Source organism: Yersinia sp. KBS0713 (assembly GCF_005937895.2).
Lineage (GTDB): Bacteria > Pseudomonadota > Gammaproteobacteria > Enterobacterales > Enterobacteriaceae > Yersinia > Yersinia bercovieri.
The window spans coordinates 334,641-352,213 of record NZ_CP042173.1 but is presented as its reverse complement, the minus strand read 5'-3'; the positions used below and the strand labels follow the sequence as shown (position 1 = coordinate 352,213).

Sequence of the window (17,573 nt, the reverse complement as noted above, 5' to 3'; positions counted from 1 at the left end):
TTCACCTGCAAAAGGGGCACGGTTCGCTGTGCCCCACCCAGTTTTCAGTCGTAATGCTGTTACTCAATAGAATCACCAAATAGTCACAAAAGGGACCATTATGCTGTTATCCCAAAGCCGTAAAAAGAGAGTTGCCTGGTGGCAAAGTGATGCCCTTAAATGGCTGATTATCAGCGTATTAAGTCTCTTCACCTGCTATTTGATCCTGTTGATGTATGCTCAAGGTGAATATCTTTTTGCCATCGTGACGCTGATTCTAGTGAGTCTGGGGCTGTATGTTTTCGCTAATCGCCGCGCTTATGCCTGGCGCTATGTCTATCCTGGCGTGGCAGGGATGGGGCTGTTTGTCCTGTTCCCACTGATTTGCACCATCGCCATCGCTTTTACCAACTATAGCAGCACCAACCAATTAACCTTCGAGCGCGCCCAATCGGTCTTGATGGACCGGCAGTTCCAAACCGGTAAAACCTTCACTTTTGGCCTCTATCCAAGCGGTAACCAATGGCGCTTGCAACTGACCAATCCCGATGACAATACCGTCCTGATTTCCGAACCATTCATCTTAGATACTCTCGGCGAACATAGCGTCAAAGTGACCCCGGCCAGTGCTGAACAGAGTGGCGAACGCGCCTCCCTGCGGATCATTACCCAGAATCGTCAGGCGCTGAGTGGATTAGTGGCTATCCTGCCGGACGGTGGCGAACTGCGCATGAGTTCACTGCGCCAATTCGCCGAAACCAGCCCACTCTACACCCTGGGCGCGGATGGCAAAGAGCTTATCAATAAGCAGACTGGCGTTATCTATCGACCCAATACCGATGTCGGTTTCTATCAGGCCGTTGGCGCTGATGGGCAGTGGGAAAATGAGAAACTCAGCCCCGGTTTTACCGTCACCATTGGCTGGAAAAACTTCCTGCGGGTGCTGCACGATGAGGGCATCCAGAAGCCCTTTATCTCCATCTTTATCTGGACCATTATTTTCTCGCTGTTGACTGTGGTGCTGACTGTCGCGGTGGGAATGGTGCTGGCCTGCGTCGTGCAATGGGACGCCCTGAAAGGCAAAGCCGTCTATCGGGTGCTACTGATCCTGCCCTACGCGGTGCCCGCGTTTATCTCTATATTGATTTTCAAAGGGTTATTTAACCAAAGCTTCGGTGAAATCAACTTGATGCTGAGTCACTTATTTGGCATCAAACCGGCCTGGTTCAGTGACCCCATCACCGCGAAAAGCATGATTCTGATCGTCAATACCTGGCTAGGCTATCCCTATATGATGATTCTGTGCATGGGGCTACTGAAGGCGATCCCTGATGATCTCTATGAAGCATCGGCAATGGATGGCGCAGGGCCATTCCAGAACTTCTTCCGCATCACTTTCCCGCTACTGATTAAACCACTGATGCCGCTGATGATTGCCAGTTTCGCCTTTAACTTTAATAACTTCGTGCTGATTCAGCTGTTGACCAATGGTGGCCCGGATATGATTGGCACCACCACCCCTGCGGGGTATACCGACTTGCTGGTCAGCTACACCTACCGCATCGCCTTCGAAGGTGGCGGTGGGCAGGACTTTGGTTTGGCAGCCGCCATTGCAACCCTGATTTTCATTCTGGTAGGCGCATTAGCGATACTGAATTTGAAAGCCAGCAAAATGAATTTTGACTAAGGAGGAGATGCAGATGGCCATGGTTCAACCTAAATCCCAACGTTTGCGTCTATGGGGCACTCATTTTCTGATGCTCTGCTTTATCGCGCTGATTATGTTCCCGCTACTGATGGTTATCACCATTTCGCTGCGGCCCGGTAACTTTGCCACTGGCAGCCTGATCCCCGATCAAATTTCGTGGGAACACTGGAAGCTGGCACTGGGCATGAGTGTGACCCATGCCGACGGCAGTGTGACCCCACCGCCGTTCCCAGTCATGTTGTGGTTATGGAACTCAATCAAGATTGCGGTGATCACCGCAATCGGCATTGTGACACTCTCCACCACCTGCGCTTATGCTTTTGCGCGTATGCGTTTTCGGGGCAAAAGCACCCTGCTCAAAGGCATGCTGATCTTCCAAATGTTCCCAGCGGTGCTCTCATTGGTGGCGCTGTATGCCCTGTTTGACCGTATCGGGCAATATCTGCCGTTTGTCGGGTTGAACACCCATGGCGGGGTAATTTTTGCTTATATGGGCGGGATTGCGCTGCACGTCTGGACCATCAAAGGCTACTTCGAAACCATTGATAACTCACTGGAAGAGGCCGCCGCCCTGGACGGTGCCACCCCATGGCAAGCCTTCCGACTGGTACTTTTACCGCTGTCAGTACCCATTTTAGCCGTGGTGTTTATTCTGTCGTTTATTGCCGCCATCACCGAAGTGCCGGTTGCCTCATTACTATTGCGTGATGTGAACAGTTACACCCTGGCGGTGGGGATGCAGCAATATCTGAACCCACAAAACTACCTGTGGGGCGACTTTGCCGCCGCCGCCGTGCTCTCCGCCATTCCGATCACCGCCGTCTTCCTGCTAGCGCAGCGCTGGCTGGTGGGTGGGCTAACAGCCGGTGGGGTGAAAGGCTAAATTATGGTGATAACGGGGAGACTGTTCCTATCGGCGCTCCGCTGGCCTACACCATTAGGGCCAGAACGGAATATTCCCCCCTCTATGCATCATCTGTTATCTGAATTTATGCCGCTGCTCGATTTGTTGTTCTTTCCCTCTGGTACTGTGTCTTTAGGGCGGCCTTAATGGCCGCCATTTTTATGATTAAAAAACTACTCTCTTTTCAATCTTTCGGTATTTGCTAAATATAGAGTCACCACCAGCAATAAAATAGATGCGGAGTAGATCAGGGTATCAATCGGATTTTCATGATCGACAATAATCAGTCGGATAATGGCGGTGATGCCGATATAGATAAAATAGCGCAGTGGGAAGTGATAACCCGACTCAAAATACTTCACAATCAAGGCGATAAACTCGAAATAGAGGAAGTAAATCACAATCCCCTCAATCAACATGTAAGAGGACGCATCCTGATTATTTATAAACAGCACCTTACCAAGATGGAAGGTCTCCTTAATCAGGAAAACCACCAAAATAGCGGCCAAAACAATCAATCCCACATTCAACAACCGTTGTAGATTTTTGGCTATCCACTGCGAACGCGAATTTTTGGCCATAAATACCCCTAGTTAAAGTCGGTAAAATTACCCGAGCCGAAAAAAAGCCCCTTACGAGTAAGAGGCTAATAAGCGCGGATCAAGGAGCTTAAGCCTGTAAGCTTAACGCCAGCTCTTGAAACAGTTAATCAACGCATTGGTTGAACTGTCATGGCTGGTCACATCTTTATCATCCGCCAACTCTGGCAAAATGCGGTTAGCCAGCTGTTTACCCAGCTCGACACCCCATTGGTCGAAGCTATAAATGTTCAGGATAATCCCTTGGGTGAAGATCTTATGCTCATACAGCGCAATCAACGCCCCCAGACTGAATGGCGTGATTTCGCGCAGCAGGATGGAGTTAGTCGGGCGGTTACCTTCAAATACTTTGAACGGCGCAACATGTGCCACTTGTTCCGGGGTTTTACCGGCAGCAGCAAATTCAGCTTCAACCTCAGCCAGTGATTTACCAAACGCCAGAGCTTCCGTCTGCGCGAAGAAGTTAGACAGCAACTTGGCGTGATGATCACTCAGCGGGTTATGACTGATAGCCGGAGCGATAAAGTCGCAAGGAACCAATTTAGTACCCTGATGGATCAACTGATAGAACGCATGTTGACCATTGGTGCCAGGTTCGCCCCAGATAATTGGGCCAGTTTGGTAATCAACCGGATTACCGTTACGATCCACATACTTACCGTTGGACTCCATATTGCCCTGCTGGAAATAAGCAGGGAAACGGTGCATATATTGGTCGTAGGGCAGGATAGCTTCGGTTTCTGCGCCAAAGAAGTTGTTGTACCAGATACCAATCAGCGCCAGCAGAATAGGCAGGTTCTTCTCGGCTGGGGTTTCGGCAAAGTGCTTATCCATGGCATGTGCGCCAGAGAGCAACTCCTCGAAGTGTTCAAAGCCCACTGACAGCGCGATAGACAAGCCGATGGCTGACCACAGGGAGTAACGGCCACCGACCCAGTCCCAGAACTCAAACATATTGTTGGTATCAATGCCAAACTCACCGACCGCTTTCGCATTGGTGGATAGTGCCGCAAAGTGTTTCGCAACATGCTTCACATCACTGGCGGTAGACAAGAACCAGTCGCGCGCGCTGTGGGCATTAGTCATGGTTTCTTGGGTGGTGAAGGTTTTCGATGCCACCAGGAACAGCGTGGTTTCTGGGTTCAGCGGTTGCAACGTTTCGGCGATGTGGGTGCCATCGACGTTAGAAACGAAATGCATATTTAGATGATTTTTGTAGGGGCGCAGCGCTTCGGTCACCATATAAGGGCCAAGATCTGAGCCACCGATGCCGATATTTACCACATCGGTAATCGCTTTGCCGGTATAGCCTTTCCAGTCGCCGCCTATCACGCGATCGCAGAACTGCTTCATCTTGGCCAGCACTGCATTCACTTCTGGCATCACATCTTTGCCATCCACCACAATTGGCGTGTTGCTGCGATTACGCAGTGCAACATGCAACACGGCGCGGTCTTCCGTGCGGTTGATTTTCTCACCGGAGAACATGGACTTAATCGCGCCAGCTAAATCAGTTTCTTGCGCCAGAGCTTGCAGCTTTTCCATGGTTTCGTCGGTTATGCGGTTCTTAGAGAAATCCACCAGCATTTGATCATCAAAAGTGGCTGAAAACTTGCTGAAACGCTGGTCGTCCTTGGCAAACAGGCTGCGGATTGTGACGTCCTTCATCTGTTCAAAGTGTTGCTGTAACGCTTTCCAGGCAGCGGTTTGACTAGGATTAATATTTTTCATAGCGGCGCTCTTCTAGGCTTAAGGATAATGAAACGAATGGCCTAATTGTATCCTGTTCGGGTGTGATTGAGATCTCTTTTCTTGCGATAGGTGTTATCTCTCGAAACAACACTTGATCTGATCCCTGTTTTCTTGCTACGCCAATTCGTGTTAAGAGTTTCAATCTTAGCAGCCGCCCACATCTCAGCCAGTATCCAGTTAATTTAGTGATATGACGGGGCTAATTATTAAAGATGAAAATACCTTATAGGCATATCGTTGACAGAAAGCCGATAACCCGTTATTCCCTTGTACAGAGAAAATACAGATGCCCCCAAGCAGACACCCCTGACACGAGGTTTTTTAGATGATTTCCGCTATGCAACAACAGACTAACCGCCCCCCTTCTGCGACCGTAGTCGCCAAATTTGGCGGCACCAGTGTGGCTGATTTTGATGCCATGAGCCGCAGCGCGGATGTGGTTTTATCGAACCCGGACGTTCGTTTGGTGATCTTGTCGGCCTCTGCCGGAATTACCAATCTGTTGGTCGCCCTTGCCGATGGCTGCGAGCCAGAACAACGCGAGCACCATTTGGATGAAATTCGCCGAATTCAAGACGCTATTCTCGCGAAACTCGCCGATCCGCTGGTGATCCGCGAAGAGATTGACCGCATGTTGGAAAACATCGCTATGCTGTCAGAAGCGGCCAGTTTGGCGACCTCGGCGGCACTGACGGATGAGCTGGTCAGCCACGGCGAGTTGATGTCGACCCTGCTGTTTGTCGAGCTGCTGCGCCAGCGCCAAGTGGCGGTAGAGTGGTTTGATGTGCGTAAAATCATGCGAACCAATGACCGTTTTGGTCGCGCAGAACCGGACACCACGGTATTAGCGGAACTGGCCCAAACCCAGTTGGCCCCGCGCATCCAGCACGCCATTGTGGTGACCCAAGGGTTTATCGGCAGTGAAAGCAAAGGCCGAACCACCACCCTTGGCCGTGGCGGTAGTGACTATACCGCCGCACTGCTGGGCGAAGCACTTAACGTCAGCCGCATTGATATCTGGACCGACGTGCCAGGAATTTACACCACTGATCCACGGGTGGTGCCATCGGCAAAACGCATCGACAAAATTGCCTTTGAAGAGGCGGCTGAAATGGCAACCTTTGGCGCCAAAGTATTGCACCCTGCCACCCTATTACCGGCGGTGCGCAGCGACATTCCGGTGTTTGTCGGCTCAAGCAAAGATCCCGCCGCTGGCGGCACCTTGGTGTGTAACGAAACCGAAAACCCGCCCCTGTTCCGCGCCCTGGCGCTGCGCCGCAATCAGACTTTGGTGACCCTGCATAGCCTGAACATGCTCCATGCCCGCGGTTTTCTGGCCGAGGTGTTTAACATTCTGGCGCGCCACAATATCTCGGTGGATTTGATCACCACCTCAGAAGTGAGTGTGGCACTGACACTGGATACCACCGGCTCGACATCAACGGCAGGTAGCCTGCTGACCACCTCGCTGCTGACCGAGCTATCCTCCCTGTGCCGGGTAGAAGTGGAGGAGGGCCTGGCGCTAGTGGCGATTATCGGCAACCAGCTGTCACAGTCCTGCGGTGTGGGCAAAGAGGTGTTTGGCGTGCTCGACCCATTCAATATTCGCATGATTTGCTATGGTGCCAGCAGCCATAACCTCTGCTTCCTGATCCCGGGCAGTGATGCCGAAAAAGTGGTGCAAACCCTGCATCACAATTTGTTTGAGTAAAACGCTGTTTGAAAAATATGAGATTTGAATAACAGTTAGACTGCGTAACAAACCGGGCAATTTCGTCCGGTTTTTCATATCTGACACTGACAATTAAAGATGCTCGCTTTATATCGATGGTCTGTATTGTGGCTATTATCAGTGCAGTGGTGGCGTATTTTCTCCCCCATGCTATTTCCTTCCACAAAAAAAACCAAACAACATCCAGCATTAACCTGAATATACTTTAATTAAATCTGAATCCAGCCATTCAATGTCAGATTAATATTAAAATATAATTATCTTGCTATCATTTCTGAATATCCCTTAATCCCGCTATTTACCTGTCGTTCTTACTTCTTAGGGACGGTAATTGTGCTGCCCGTAAATTTGACTCAAGGATGGAGAAGAAGGGCCTGCTCATTAATTTGTCTGGTCAGTACATCTCCCCCACCGGACATTATGATCAAAAAACGTACTACACTGTGGCTATTATTGAGCACGGGCGCTCAAGCTAATACGATGCCAGGGATAGACATCCCCTTCCCCATTGATGAGTCACGTCAGAGCTTACAAAACAGCAGTAATGAAATTAATCACCTAATAGAAGAGCGCCGTAGAACACAACTTAAACAAATAGAATTAATACCAGATGTTGAGAGCAATGCACCAGAACTGGAAAACACCGAACAATGCTTACCCATCAACGGTGTTTATATTCAGGGTATTACCTTATTAACGCCCGATGATTTAACTCAGTTAAGTGCCATACCTGAAAAATGTATTGGCAGTGAAAATGTCAATATGTTGGCCCGCGAACTCACTCATATTTATCTGACGAAAGGCTATATCACGACACGTATCCAGTTTATACCAACCGATACTGATGGTGAACTGGGCTTGAATGTCACCGAGGGCTTTATTGAAAAATTTGAAAGTGATGATCCAGAGTTAAGTGGTGAAACTATTTTCCCGAACATGATCGGTAAGCCACTGAATATTACCCAGCTTGACCAAGGGCTAGATCAAGCTAACCGCTTACCTTCAAACAAAATAACTGTAGATATCTTACCGGGCACCCTACCGGGAGGATCAATTCTCAAACTCAGGAATACCCGTTCACAACCCTGGCACCTGACGACATCACTCGATAATTACGGCAATGAATATACCGGAAAGTGGCTAAGCCGCAATACGCTCTCATTTGATAATCCGCTTGGGCTATCAGATTCCATTAGCTTAAATATCACAGACACCACCGATAACCCGCAAAAAAATTATAGCCGTGCCTACTCGCTATTTTATTCCGTTCCCTACGGCGCATTAACTTTCAGTGGTTTTGGCAGTTACTCCGAATACCTTTACCCAGTGCAAATGCAGTTTAATACCATCGAACTGCAAGGTAAAACTCAGCAACATGGATTACGCACTGATTATGTTTTCTATCGCGATCAAGGTCAAATTAATGGCCTGAGCGCCCAACTGACCTATAAGCAGGCTGAAAACTACCTTAATGACCAAAGAATCGCTGTCAGTAGCCCAACACTCACAGTATTTGAATTAGGTGTTAATCATCTGCACATTTTACCCACAGGCATATTCAATATTAATTTCAGCATTGAGCAGGGATTATCATTGCTGGGTGCTGACCAGAATTTGTCAGCCCGTTATCAGGATAGCCAATTTTCCAAAGCTAAACTCGCCGTGACCTCCAATCAATATTTCAAACTATTTGATGATTTTTATCTATTTAGTAATCAGTTCTACGGCCAATACTCCCACGATCGCCTACCGGGTATCGAATGGCTAAGTATTACCGATAGCAGTGCTATTCGTGGTTTTAGTCGTAATACCTTATCAGCGGATAATGGCTGGTACTTACAAAATACGCTATCGCACAACATTGCACTGGGTGATATCACCCTAACACCGCGCCTAGGCCTTGATGTTGGCCGCATTCAGCAACAACAACAACAAAATTGGGCCAGCGCAATGGGGCTTAGTGCAGGTGCCAGTATCAATTATCGCGATCTTAAATTGGATATTGAGGTCAATCGTGGCCGATTATTATCTGCCACCTCACCGATAAAAGATCCAACACAAATTATGGCACGTTTTTCCTATTCCTTTTAATTAATCCGTCGCCAATTTTCAGCATTTTTACCAACACCAAAATGTAAACATAACTGGAGATATAAAGTGAAAGGCAATAAGTTCAAACTCTCTCCCGCAGGTAAATTGGCGGCAGCTATCGGTATTATTTCAGTTTCAATCGCCACCTGTTATGCAGCCGGTATCGTCGGTGCCGGCGATAGTGCCCATCGACCGGATATCAATAAGCAGATGGAGATAGATATTATTAATATCGTTCCTCCGTCAGCATCAGGATTATCACATAACCAATACCAGGAGTTTAATGTTAATAATTATGGCGCAGTATTTAACAACTCAACAACAGGGGGGCTTTCACAACTTGCTGGCCAGTTATCCGCCAACCAAAATCTCAATGGTCAGGCCGCCAATATTATTCTTAACGAAGTTGTTGGTCGCAACCCATCATTGTTAATGGGTAAGCAGGAAGTATTTGGTATGGCGGCAGATTATGTATTAGCTAACCCTAATGGTATTACTTGTAGTAGCTGTGGTTTTATTAATACCAACCGAAGTTCATTGGTTGTTGGTAATCCACTGGTGGAACAAGGTGTACTGCAAAGTTTTAATACTGCCAATAGTGGTACTAACCGTTTGGAGATGACGAATTCAGTCACCACTAGCGGCATATTAGATTTAATCGCGCCAGTGATTTATAGCGACGCCAATATTACCGCCGGTGAAATTAATGCCCTATCTGGCCATAACCAAGTCTCTGCGGATGGCAAGCTGATACAGACCATTAATAAAAACGCAACCAAACTCGATAGTACTTATTTAGGAGGGATGCAAGCTGGGCGAATTAATTTAATCAGTACCAGTGAAGGCAGTGGCGTAAAAGTCAATGGTAATTTAAGTGCAACGCAAGCGATTACGACTTCAATTGCGGGTAATCTTGATTTACAGGCGGCTAATTTGCAAGGTGAGAATATTGACCTTAAAGCCAATAATATCCGTGCCATCGGCAAGATTCAAGAAAGTAAAAATGGCAATAACACCACTCAGAGCCTGAAACAAACTAAGCTGGCAGGCAAAAATATTAGGATCGTTGCCAATAAGAAAGCGCACCTTACTGCAACAGAGATTAAGGGTAGAGATATCTCGCTTCAGGGAGGGAGTATCCAGCTGGATACGGAAACACTCACTGATACCCAATCCAGTTATTCCAGTGACGGTAAAAACGGATTTTTAGGAATTGGCAAATGGAATAAATCCCAAAATAAAACAGACACACAGCAAATTAATCTTGGCACGGCTATTACTGGGGAAAACAATATTTCTCTAATATCAACTGATGGCGATATAAAACTGTCAGGTACAGCGATAAATGCAGGTAAAAACCTATCGGTCAACGCTAAGAAAGATTTACACCTAGAAAGTACAGTTATGGATAATTCGACCCATGACAAAGGCCATGATTATGCCCATACGATCAAAGATATCACTTGGGATAACAAAACCACCACCCAAACACTAAATCAAACCACGCTTAAGGCGGGCGGAAATTTGGGACTAACGGCAGAGGATAAAATCACGGTGAGTGGCGTTAAGGCCTTAACTGACGGCGATTTATTCATTAATGCTAATGAAGTCAATATTGATGTGAAAAAGACCATAAATCAGAAAACAACAGATGGTAAGCATGAAAGAAGTATGGGATTAGGTGGTAACGACCACAATAATAACAATAATATTGCAGAAACTAGCCACCGCTCAGAAATAACAGCCGATGGTAAAATGCTGGTTATTGGCAACAATGGCGTCTCTATTACTGGCAGTAAAGTAAAAGGAGTCGATGATGGTTATGTTCAAGCAGCAAATGGTGGCATAAGAATTGATAACGCAGTGAGTGTTACCACCACAAAAATTGATGAGCGTACTGGGGTGGCCTTTAATATTACCGGCAGCTCTCATAAAGCGAATAACAGTAATGAAAAAGTCATCGGCAGTGAATTGGTTTCAGACGCAAATCTTAAAGTTATCAGTAAAGATAATGTCGACGTTATTGGCAGCATGATAAAAAGTGCCGGTGAATTGGGTATTGAAACACTGGGCGACATTAATGTTAAGGCCGCAGTAGAACAGCAGAAAATTGATGAGCAAAAGACCAAGCTGACTATCGAAGGTTTTACCAGTGATAATGGCAAAGATCAATATAATGCTGGAATCAAATTAGGCCACAGCAGTGAAAGTGAGAAGACCACCCATATTAAAAATCAAGGCGCGACCCTTGAAGGCGGTACGGTCAACCTGGATGCAGGCAAAGATGTCTCCTTCACTGGGTCTACATTGACCACCACCACAGGTGATGCCCATATTAAGGGCGAAAATGTGGAATTCCTCGCGGCACAAGATACCACCAGCAGCGAGAAAAAGAGTGAGAGCATCGGGCTAGAGGCTCACTATACTGGCGGCATGGATAAAGCCGGCAGTGGTGCGAATTTCAACTATGAAAACTCTACCACACAGAGTGATAAATCCACCGCAGTAGTTTCTGGTTCAAACATCGCGGGCAATCTGGTGATTAATGCGACCAACGACCTAACTAATCAGGGAACATCACATGTCGTGGATGGCGGTTATCAAGCCAACGCCACCACCGTCAATAATCTGGCAGCCACTAACAGCGAAAAAACTACCACGTCGGGCACCAAGGTCGAAGTGGGTTTCGAAGCCAATGTTAATTACAGCGAAATGACCCGGCCGATTGAAAAGGCTATCAATGCAGTTCAAGACCCGAATGTTGCCGATGCTATGGAAACCTATGAAGGATTACAAGACATTAATACACCTAATGCCGGGGTTGATTTATCAGCTAGCGTGGGTGTGAAAGACACTAGCCTGGATAGCACACGATCCGTTGTAACCACAGTCAAGGCGGGTGATATCGATATTAATACCACCGGTGCAATAAAAGATCAGGGGACCCATTATAACGCCGAAAAAGGCGCGATAAATCTGGATGCAGCCAGCCATACTTCAGAGGCCGCAGTTAATCGTGTTGAGCAACAGATTAAAGAGACCTTTGGCAAAGCAGATCTGCGGATCTCTACCAATACAGGCAGTGACATCTCCATTGCTGGCAAGGGGAGTGGTGGCTCTAAAGAACAACACGTCAAAGGTGAAATAGCGCAGGTAGGCAGCATGAATGCGGCTAATGGCGTCACTATCAATGTGAAAGAAGATGCGATTTATCAAGGCACCAATATCAACGCGGGTAGCGGAAAAACGACGATCAATGCGGGGGGGAATATTCACGTTAATCAAGCGACTAACCTGACCAGCGAAAACCATAATAATGTTGATGCCAACGTGTCAGTGGATTTCAGTACTAACGCTAAAAGTAAAGAATTGGCGGCGAAATTAGCCGGCGGGCAAAGTAAAGGTGAAAGCAGTACCTCTATTGCCCAAGTCAGCAATATCCAAGGCCAGCAAGGGGTGGAACTGAATGCCGGGAAGGATTTGACACTCACGGGCACATCGTTTGGCAGCAAAGAAAAGGCCACCGGTGATGTTCTGCTCACGGCTGGCGGGAAAGTGGATATGCAAGCCGCACAATCACAATCGTCCAAACAAGATATGACCTGGTCAGCTGGGGCCAATGCAAAAATCAGTAAAAGTACCGGTAAAGATAAAAATAGCAAAGGAATGGGTGGTGGCCTAGAGATCAAGGTCGCTAGCACCGATGAATCGGCCCTCAGTCATCAGGGAAGCGTTATCAATAGCAACGGGACGTTGACGGTAAAAGCGGGTAGTAATGATAAGGAGGCTATTCATATGCAGAATGCCAATATTACCAGCCAGCATACGGTTCTGACAGCCAATAATGGCGGCATCGTCCTGGAGTCAGCGCAAGATAAAGAGCACAAAAATAACTGGAACGTTAACATCGCCGCAAATGCTGGTCAGAATGCCTCCGTTAAAAAGGATGACAAAGGTATCGTCGATCAAGAAAGCCGTGCGAAGACGCATGATATCGGCGCTAAATTAAATGTTGGCGTTGATAAACTGAATTCCGTCACCCAACAAAATACGCAGATCAACAGCAATGACATTGTCATGAACAGTGCGAAAGATGCCATGCTGGCCGGCGCTATCATCGCCGCCAACAATATTAATGGCACGATTGGCGGCGACCTAAAAATTCAAAGTCGCAAAAATGAGCTGAACAAAACCAATGTCAATGTCGCACTAAATGCTGGCCACAGTAACGAAAAAAGTGACAGTATGATTAAGCAGTTAGCCAATGCCAGCCCAATTGGCTCTGATAAAATCAAAAAAAAATTAGACGAAAAATCCACCAAATTATTCGACAAAGCCGAAACTAAATATGACCAATTATCCAGCAAATCCACCACAAATGAAGAGGACAACGTCAAACTCGTCAGCTATACCAAAGATGGGAAAAAAGTGGCGTTAGACGAATCAACGGATGAAGAGGAAACCAAAGATAAATGGTGGCAAAAAGGTGCAAAATCCGTCGGTAATAAAGTCAAAAGCAACGTTCAGGAAGATCAAGTCAAAGGGGGCAAAGGGGGTGCTCTAATTGATGTCAGCGTAGTTGAGAACAGCGCCGTTGAGACGCAATCAGCCATTAACGGTAAGCAGAGCGTTAATCTGGACGTCAAAGGCAAAACACAACTGACTGGCGGGAAAATATCCAACCAAGATCGCGATGTTGCGTTGAAAACCAATGGCCTTGAGCTACAAGATGTTAATGGTAAACACACTAAAGGTGGGGCCAGAGTGAATGCCTCCTCCTCCGTCGGTGATATTATGAAAAATAGTTATAGCGACATTAAAAACGGTCAAATACCGTTGATCGACGCTCACGGTAGTTCTGAACAGAAAAATGCAGTAGCGGGGGTAACTCGAGGCTAACATTCACCAGCCAAACCCGCTAAACGCGGATTAAAAAAGGAGGTAGCCATTACTGGTTATCTCCTTTTTATTTTGTCTAATTAGCAAGTTAGGTGTTAATCCGCGTCATAACCCAGATTTGGCGCTAACCAGCGCTCAACCTCGGCCACTGGCATCCCTTTACGGGCGGCATAGTCCTCCACCTGATCCCGCTGAATCTGCGCCACGGCAAAATATTTACTCTCTGGATGGCTAAAGTACCAGCCCGATACCGATGCCCCCGGCCACATGGCGAAAGACTCGGTCAGTTTCATACCGGTGTGAGTTTCCACATCCAGCAACTGCCAGATTTGGCCTTTTTCCGTGTGCTCTGGGCAAGCCGGATAACCCGGCGCAGGGCGGATGCCCTGATAGTTCTCGCGCACCAGCTCTTCGTTGCTCAGATTTTCATTGGGTGAGAAGCCCCAATACACTTTGCGCACCCGCTCATGTAGGTATTCTGCAAAAGCTTCCGCCAGACGATCTGACAGCGCCTTAATCATGATTTTGTTGTAGTCATCATGTTGAGCATCATAGGCGTCGGCCAGTGCATCCTCCTCCAGCCCGCCAGTGACGGCAAAAGCACCGAAGTAATCCGCTTTACCACTGGATTTAGGGGCAACATAATCGGCCAGACAGTAGTTCGGGAAGTCTGTTTTCTCAGTTTGCTGGCGCAGATGATGGCTGACCACCAGCACTTCGTCGCGCCGCTCATCACGGTAAATCTCAATATCATCACCGACACTGTTGGCCGGGAACAGGCCCACCACCCCTTTCGGGTGCAGCAGATCCTCCGCCGACAGCTTATCCAGCAGCTCATTGGCATCAGCAAAGACGCGCTTAGCCTCTTCGCCCACCACTTCATCTTCCAAAATCCGTGGATACTTGCCCGCCAGCGACCAGGTCATAAAGAATGGCGTCCAGTCGATATAATTACGCAAAGTTTCAATGCTGGCTTCCACCACCTGCACACCTAATTTGTGCGCGACGGGTGGCTGGTAGTTTTCCCAATCGATGACCGTGTGGTTCGCCCGCGCAGTGGGTAAACTGACGGGGGGAGTACGCGGTTTTTTACGGGCATGTTGGATACGGACGGTTTCATACTCTTTGCGGGTTTTCGCCACAAAATCATCACGTTGAGTATCAGATAATAACGCGGAGACCACGCCAACACTGCGCGAAGCATTAGAAACATAGGTGGTTGAGCCGCTGTAGTTCTGCTCGATTTTCACCGCAGTATGGGCTTTGGAGGTGGTCGCGCCGCCAATCAGCAGCGGCAGTGTAAAGCCCTGGCGCTCCATCTCTTTCGCCACGTTAACCATCTCATCCAGCGACGGGGTAATCAGCCCGGATAAGCCGATGATATCGACCTGCTCTTCCCGCGCCGTGCGCAGAATTTTTTCAGTCGGCACCATCACGCCTAAATCGATAATTTGGTAATTATTGCACTGCAACACCACGCCAACGATGTTTTTACCAATGTCATGGACATCGCCTTTCACTGTCGCCAGCAGGATCTTGCCCGCCGTGGTCCCTTTCTGTTTGCTGGCCTCAATATAAGGTTCGAGATAGGCCACCGCCTGTTTCATCACCCGGGCTGATTTCACCACCTGCGGCAGGAACATTTTCCCCTCGCCAAACAGGTCACCGACCACATTCATCCCCGCCATCAATGGCCCTTCAATCACCTCAATGGGCCGATCCGCCTGCTGGCGGGCCTCTTCGGTATCCAGCTCAATAAACTCGGTGATCCCTTTCACCAGTGAGTACTCGAGGCGCTTCGTCACTGGCCAGCCACGCCATTCCGCTTGCTGAATCGCCACTTCACCACTTTTACTGCTGCGGTATTTCTCTGCCAGATCCAGCAGGCGCTCGGTGCTGTCACTGCGGCGGTTGAGGATCACGTCCTCGACGGCATCCCGCAGCTCGTCGGACAAATCATCATAAATCGCCAACTGACCGGCATTGACGATCCCCATATCCATGCCGTTACGAATGGCGTAATACAGGAACACCGCGTGAATCGCTTCACGAACCGGATCATTGCCACGGAAGGAGAAGGAGACGTTGGAGACACCGCCAGAGATCATGGCGTGGGGTAGTTCAGCTTTGATATCGGCGCAGGCTTCAATAAAATCAACGGCATAGTTGTTATGCTCTTCAATCCCGGTCGCCACGGCGAAAATATTCGGGTCGAAAATAATATCTTCCGGCGGGAAACCCACGGTTTCCGTCAATATTTTATAGGCGCGGCGGCAAATCTCGATTTTACGGGCGCGGGTATCCGCCTGCCCCGCTTCATCAAACGCCATCACCACCATGGCGGCACCATAACGGCGAACCAGCTTGGCATGATGAATAAAAGCTTCCTCCCCCTCTTTCATTGAGATGGAGTTGACGATACCTTTGCCCTGAATGCACTTCAGCCCTTTCTCAATCACCTCCCACTTCGAGGAGTCAATCATGATCGGTACTCGCGCGATATCTGGCTCGCCAGCGATCAGGTTGAGGAAGCGCACCATGGCCGCCTCTGCGTCCAACATGCCCTCATCCATATTGATATCGATAATCTGTGCGCCGCTTTCAACTTGCTGGAGGGCGACTTCCAGCGCTTCATCATATTTCTCTTCTTTTATCAGCCGCTTGAAGCGGGCAGAGCCCGTTACGTTGGTGCGCTCGCCGACGTTAACAAACAGTGTATTGGCATCAATGGTCAGCGGCTCCAGCCCCGCCAAGCGGCAGGCGACCGGGATATCCGGCAGTTGGCGCGGCGGTACGCCAGCCACCGCTTTAGCCATCGCCGCAATGTGCCGTGGTGTTGTCCCGCAGCAACCGCCGACAATATTCAGGAATCCGGCACGCGCCCACTCGCCAATCTGCTCCGCCATCTCTTTGGCGTCGAGGTCATATTCACCAAAGGCATTCGGCAAGCCGGCGTTCGGGTGCGCACTGACATAATATTCAGAGATGCGCGATAACTCCGCGACATATTGACGCAACTCATCTGGCCCCAAAGCGCAGTTCAGGCCAAAGGAGAGCGGCTTAACGTGGCGCAGGGAGTTGTAAAACGCTTCGGTAGTTTGGCCTGATAGGGTGCGGCCCGAGGCATCAGTAATGGTGCCCGAAATCATCACCGGCAGCAGCACGCCCATTGCTTCAAATTCAGTTTCAACGGCAAAGGTGGCGGCTTTGGCATTCAGGGTATCGAAAACGGTTTCAATCATAATCAGATCGGCCCCCCCCTCAATCAGCGCGCGGGTTGACTCCCGATAGGCTTCGACCAGTTGATCAAAACTGACGTTACGAAATGCCGGATCATTCACTTTAGGGGAGATAGACGCGGTGCGGTTGGTCGGGCCAAGCACCCCGGCCACATAGCGTGGTTTGTCCGGTGTGCGGGCCGTCCATTCATCGGCGCAAATGCGGGCCAGACGGGCGGCTTCATAGTTGATCTCCGCCGACAGCGACTCCATCTGATAATCCGCCATCGCAATAGTGGTGGAGTTAAATGTATTGGTTTCGAGAATATCAGCGCCCGCTTCCAAGTAGGCATTGTGGATGGCGGTAATCACTTCCGGTTTGGAAAGCACCAGTAAGTCATTGTTACCTTTCAGATCACTGGGCCAATCGGCAAAACGCGCGCCACGGTAATCCGCCTCTTCCAGCCGATAGCTCTGGATCATGGTGCCCATACCGCCGTCCAGCACCAAAATCCGTTGTGCCAGTTGCTGATGTAACTCCTTAACCTTATTCTTTGTGACTATATCCACCACTGCCGCCTCTTTACCCTGTTGTAAAAATAATCCATTCGACATACCCGTTTGACATCCTAGCACAAGTTACTCACGTTATGAGTCCACTCACAGTTGAGACTTTTTCAGGTAGAAAACC

8 protein-coding genes are annotated in these 17,573 nt (G+C 48.6%); 5 read left to right on the top strand and 3 right to left on the bottom strand.

From position 1 onward, the window contains the following. The first annotated feature begins 100 nt into the window (after window positions 1–100). Both malF and malG read left to right on the top strand, forming a co-directional pair. Window positions 101–1,666, top strand: a complete 1,566-nt coding sequence (gene malF / locus FFE93_RS01600; RefSeq protein WP_138774713.1) for a maltose ABC transporter permease MalF — start codon at window positions 101–103, stop codon at window positions 1,664–1,666. 13 nt (window positions 1,667–1,679) lie between these two features. Beyond that, a complete protein-coding gene (malG, locus tag FFE93_RS01595; RefSeq protein WP_032896651.1) occupies window positions 1,680–2,570 on the top strand; it encodes a maltose ABC transporter permease MalG in 891 nt (296 codons plus the stop codon). 194 nt (window positions 2,571–2,764) lie between these two features. Here malG and psiE read toward each other — a convergent pair whose 3' ends face one another. Together psiE and pgi are read right to left on the bottom strand one after the other, a co-directional pair. Continuing rightward, window positions 2,765–3,172: a phosphate-starvation-inducible protein PsiE gene (psiE, locus tag FFE93_RS01590; RefSeq protein ID WP_005271228.1), complete on the bottom strand. Its 408-nt coding sequence runs from the start codon at window positions 3,170–3,172 to the stop codon at window positions 2,765–2,767. Between the two features lie 102 nt (window positions 3,173–3,274). Beyond that, entirely contained in the window at window positions 3,275–4,921 is a 1,647-nt protein-coding gene (gene pgi / locus FFE93_RS01585; protein ID WP_049602624.1) for a glucose-6-phosphate isomerase, read from the bottom strand. A gap of 346 nt (window positions 4,922–5,267) precedes the next feature. Here pgi and lysC point away from each other — a divergent pair, with 346 nt between their 5' ends. The 3 genes from lysC to FFE93_RS01570 all read left to right on the top strand — a co-directional run bounded on the left by lysC (window position 5,268) and on the right by FFE93_RS01570 (window position 13,664). Further along, window positions 5,268–6,653, top strand: coding sequence for a lysine-sensitive aspartokinase 3 (lysC, locus tag FFE93_RS01580; protein ID WP_032896582.1), 1,386 nt, complete (start codon window positions 5,268–5,270; stop codon window positions 6,651–6,653). A 441-nt stretch (window positions 6,654–7,094) separates the two neighbouring features. Then, window positions 7,095–8,765, top strand: coding sequence for a ShlB/FhaC/HecB family hemolysin secretion/activation protein (locus FFE93_RS01575; RefSeq protein WP_138774712.1), 1,671 nt, complete (start codon window positions 7,095–7,097; stop codon window positions 8,763–8,765). Window positions 8,766–8,831: 66 nt separating this feature from the next. After that, a complete protein-coding gene (locus FFE93_RS01570) occupies window positions 8,832–13,664 on the top strand; it encodes a hemagglutinin repeat-containing protein (protein WP_138774711.1) in 4,833 nt (1,610 codons plus the stop codon). 95 nt (window positions 13,665–13,759) lie between these two features. Here the strand turns inward: FFE93_RS01570 and metH are convergent, their stop codons facing one another. Further along, window positions 13,760–17,455, bottom strand: a complete 3,696-nt coding sequence (metH, locus tag FFE93_RS01565; RefSeq protein WP_072083896.1) for a methionine synthase — start codon at window positions 17,453–17,455, stop codon at window positions 13,760–13,762. Window positions 17,456–17,573 lie beyond the last annotated feature (118 nt).

Bases quoted from the DNA above. Each gene is read 5' to 3' on its own strand.
- lysC (WP_032896582.1), top strand. From the start codon at position 5,268: ATGATTTCCGCTATGCAACAACAGACTAACCGCCCCCCTTCTGCGACC.
- malF (WP_138774713.1), top strand. From the start codon at position 101: ATGCTGTTATCCCAAAGCCGTAAAAAGAGAGTTGCCTGGTGGCAAAGT.
- psiE (WP_005271228.1), bottom strand. From the start codon at position 3,172: ATGGCCAAAAATTCGCGTTCGCAGTGGATAGCCAAAAATCTACAACGG.
- malG (WP_032896651.1), top strand. From the start codon at position 1,680: ATGGCCATGGTTCAACCTAAATCCCAACGTTTGCGTCTATGGGGCACT.
- pgi (WP_049602624.1), bottom strand. From the start codon at position 4,921: ATGAAAAATATTAATCCTAGTCAAACCGCTGCCTGGAAAGCGTTACAG.
- FFE93_RS01575 (WP_138774712.1), top strand. From the start codon at position 7,095: ATGATCAAAAAACGTACTACACTGTGGCTATTATTGAGCACGGGCGCT.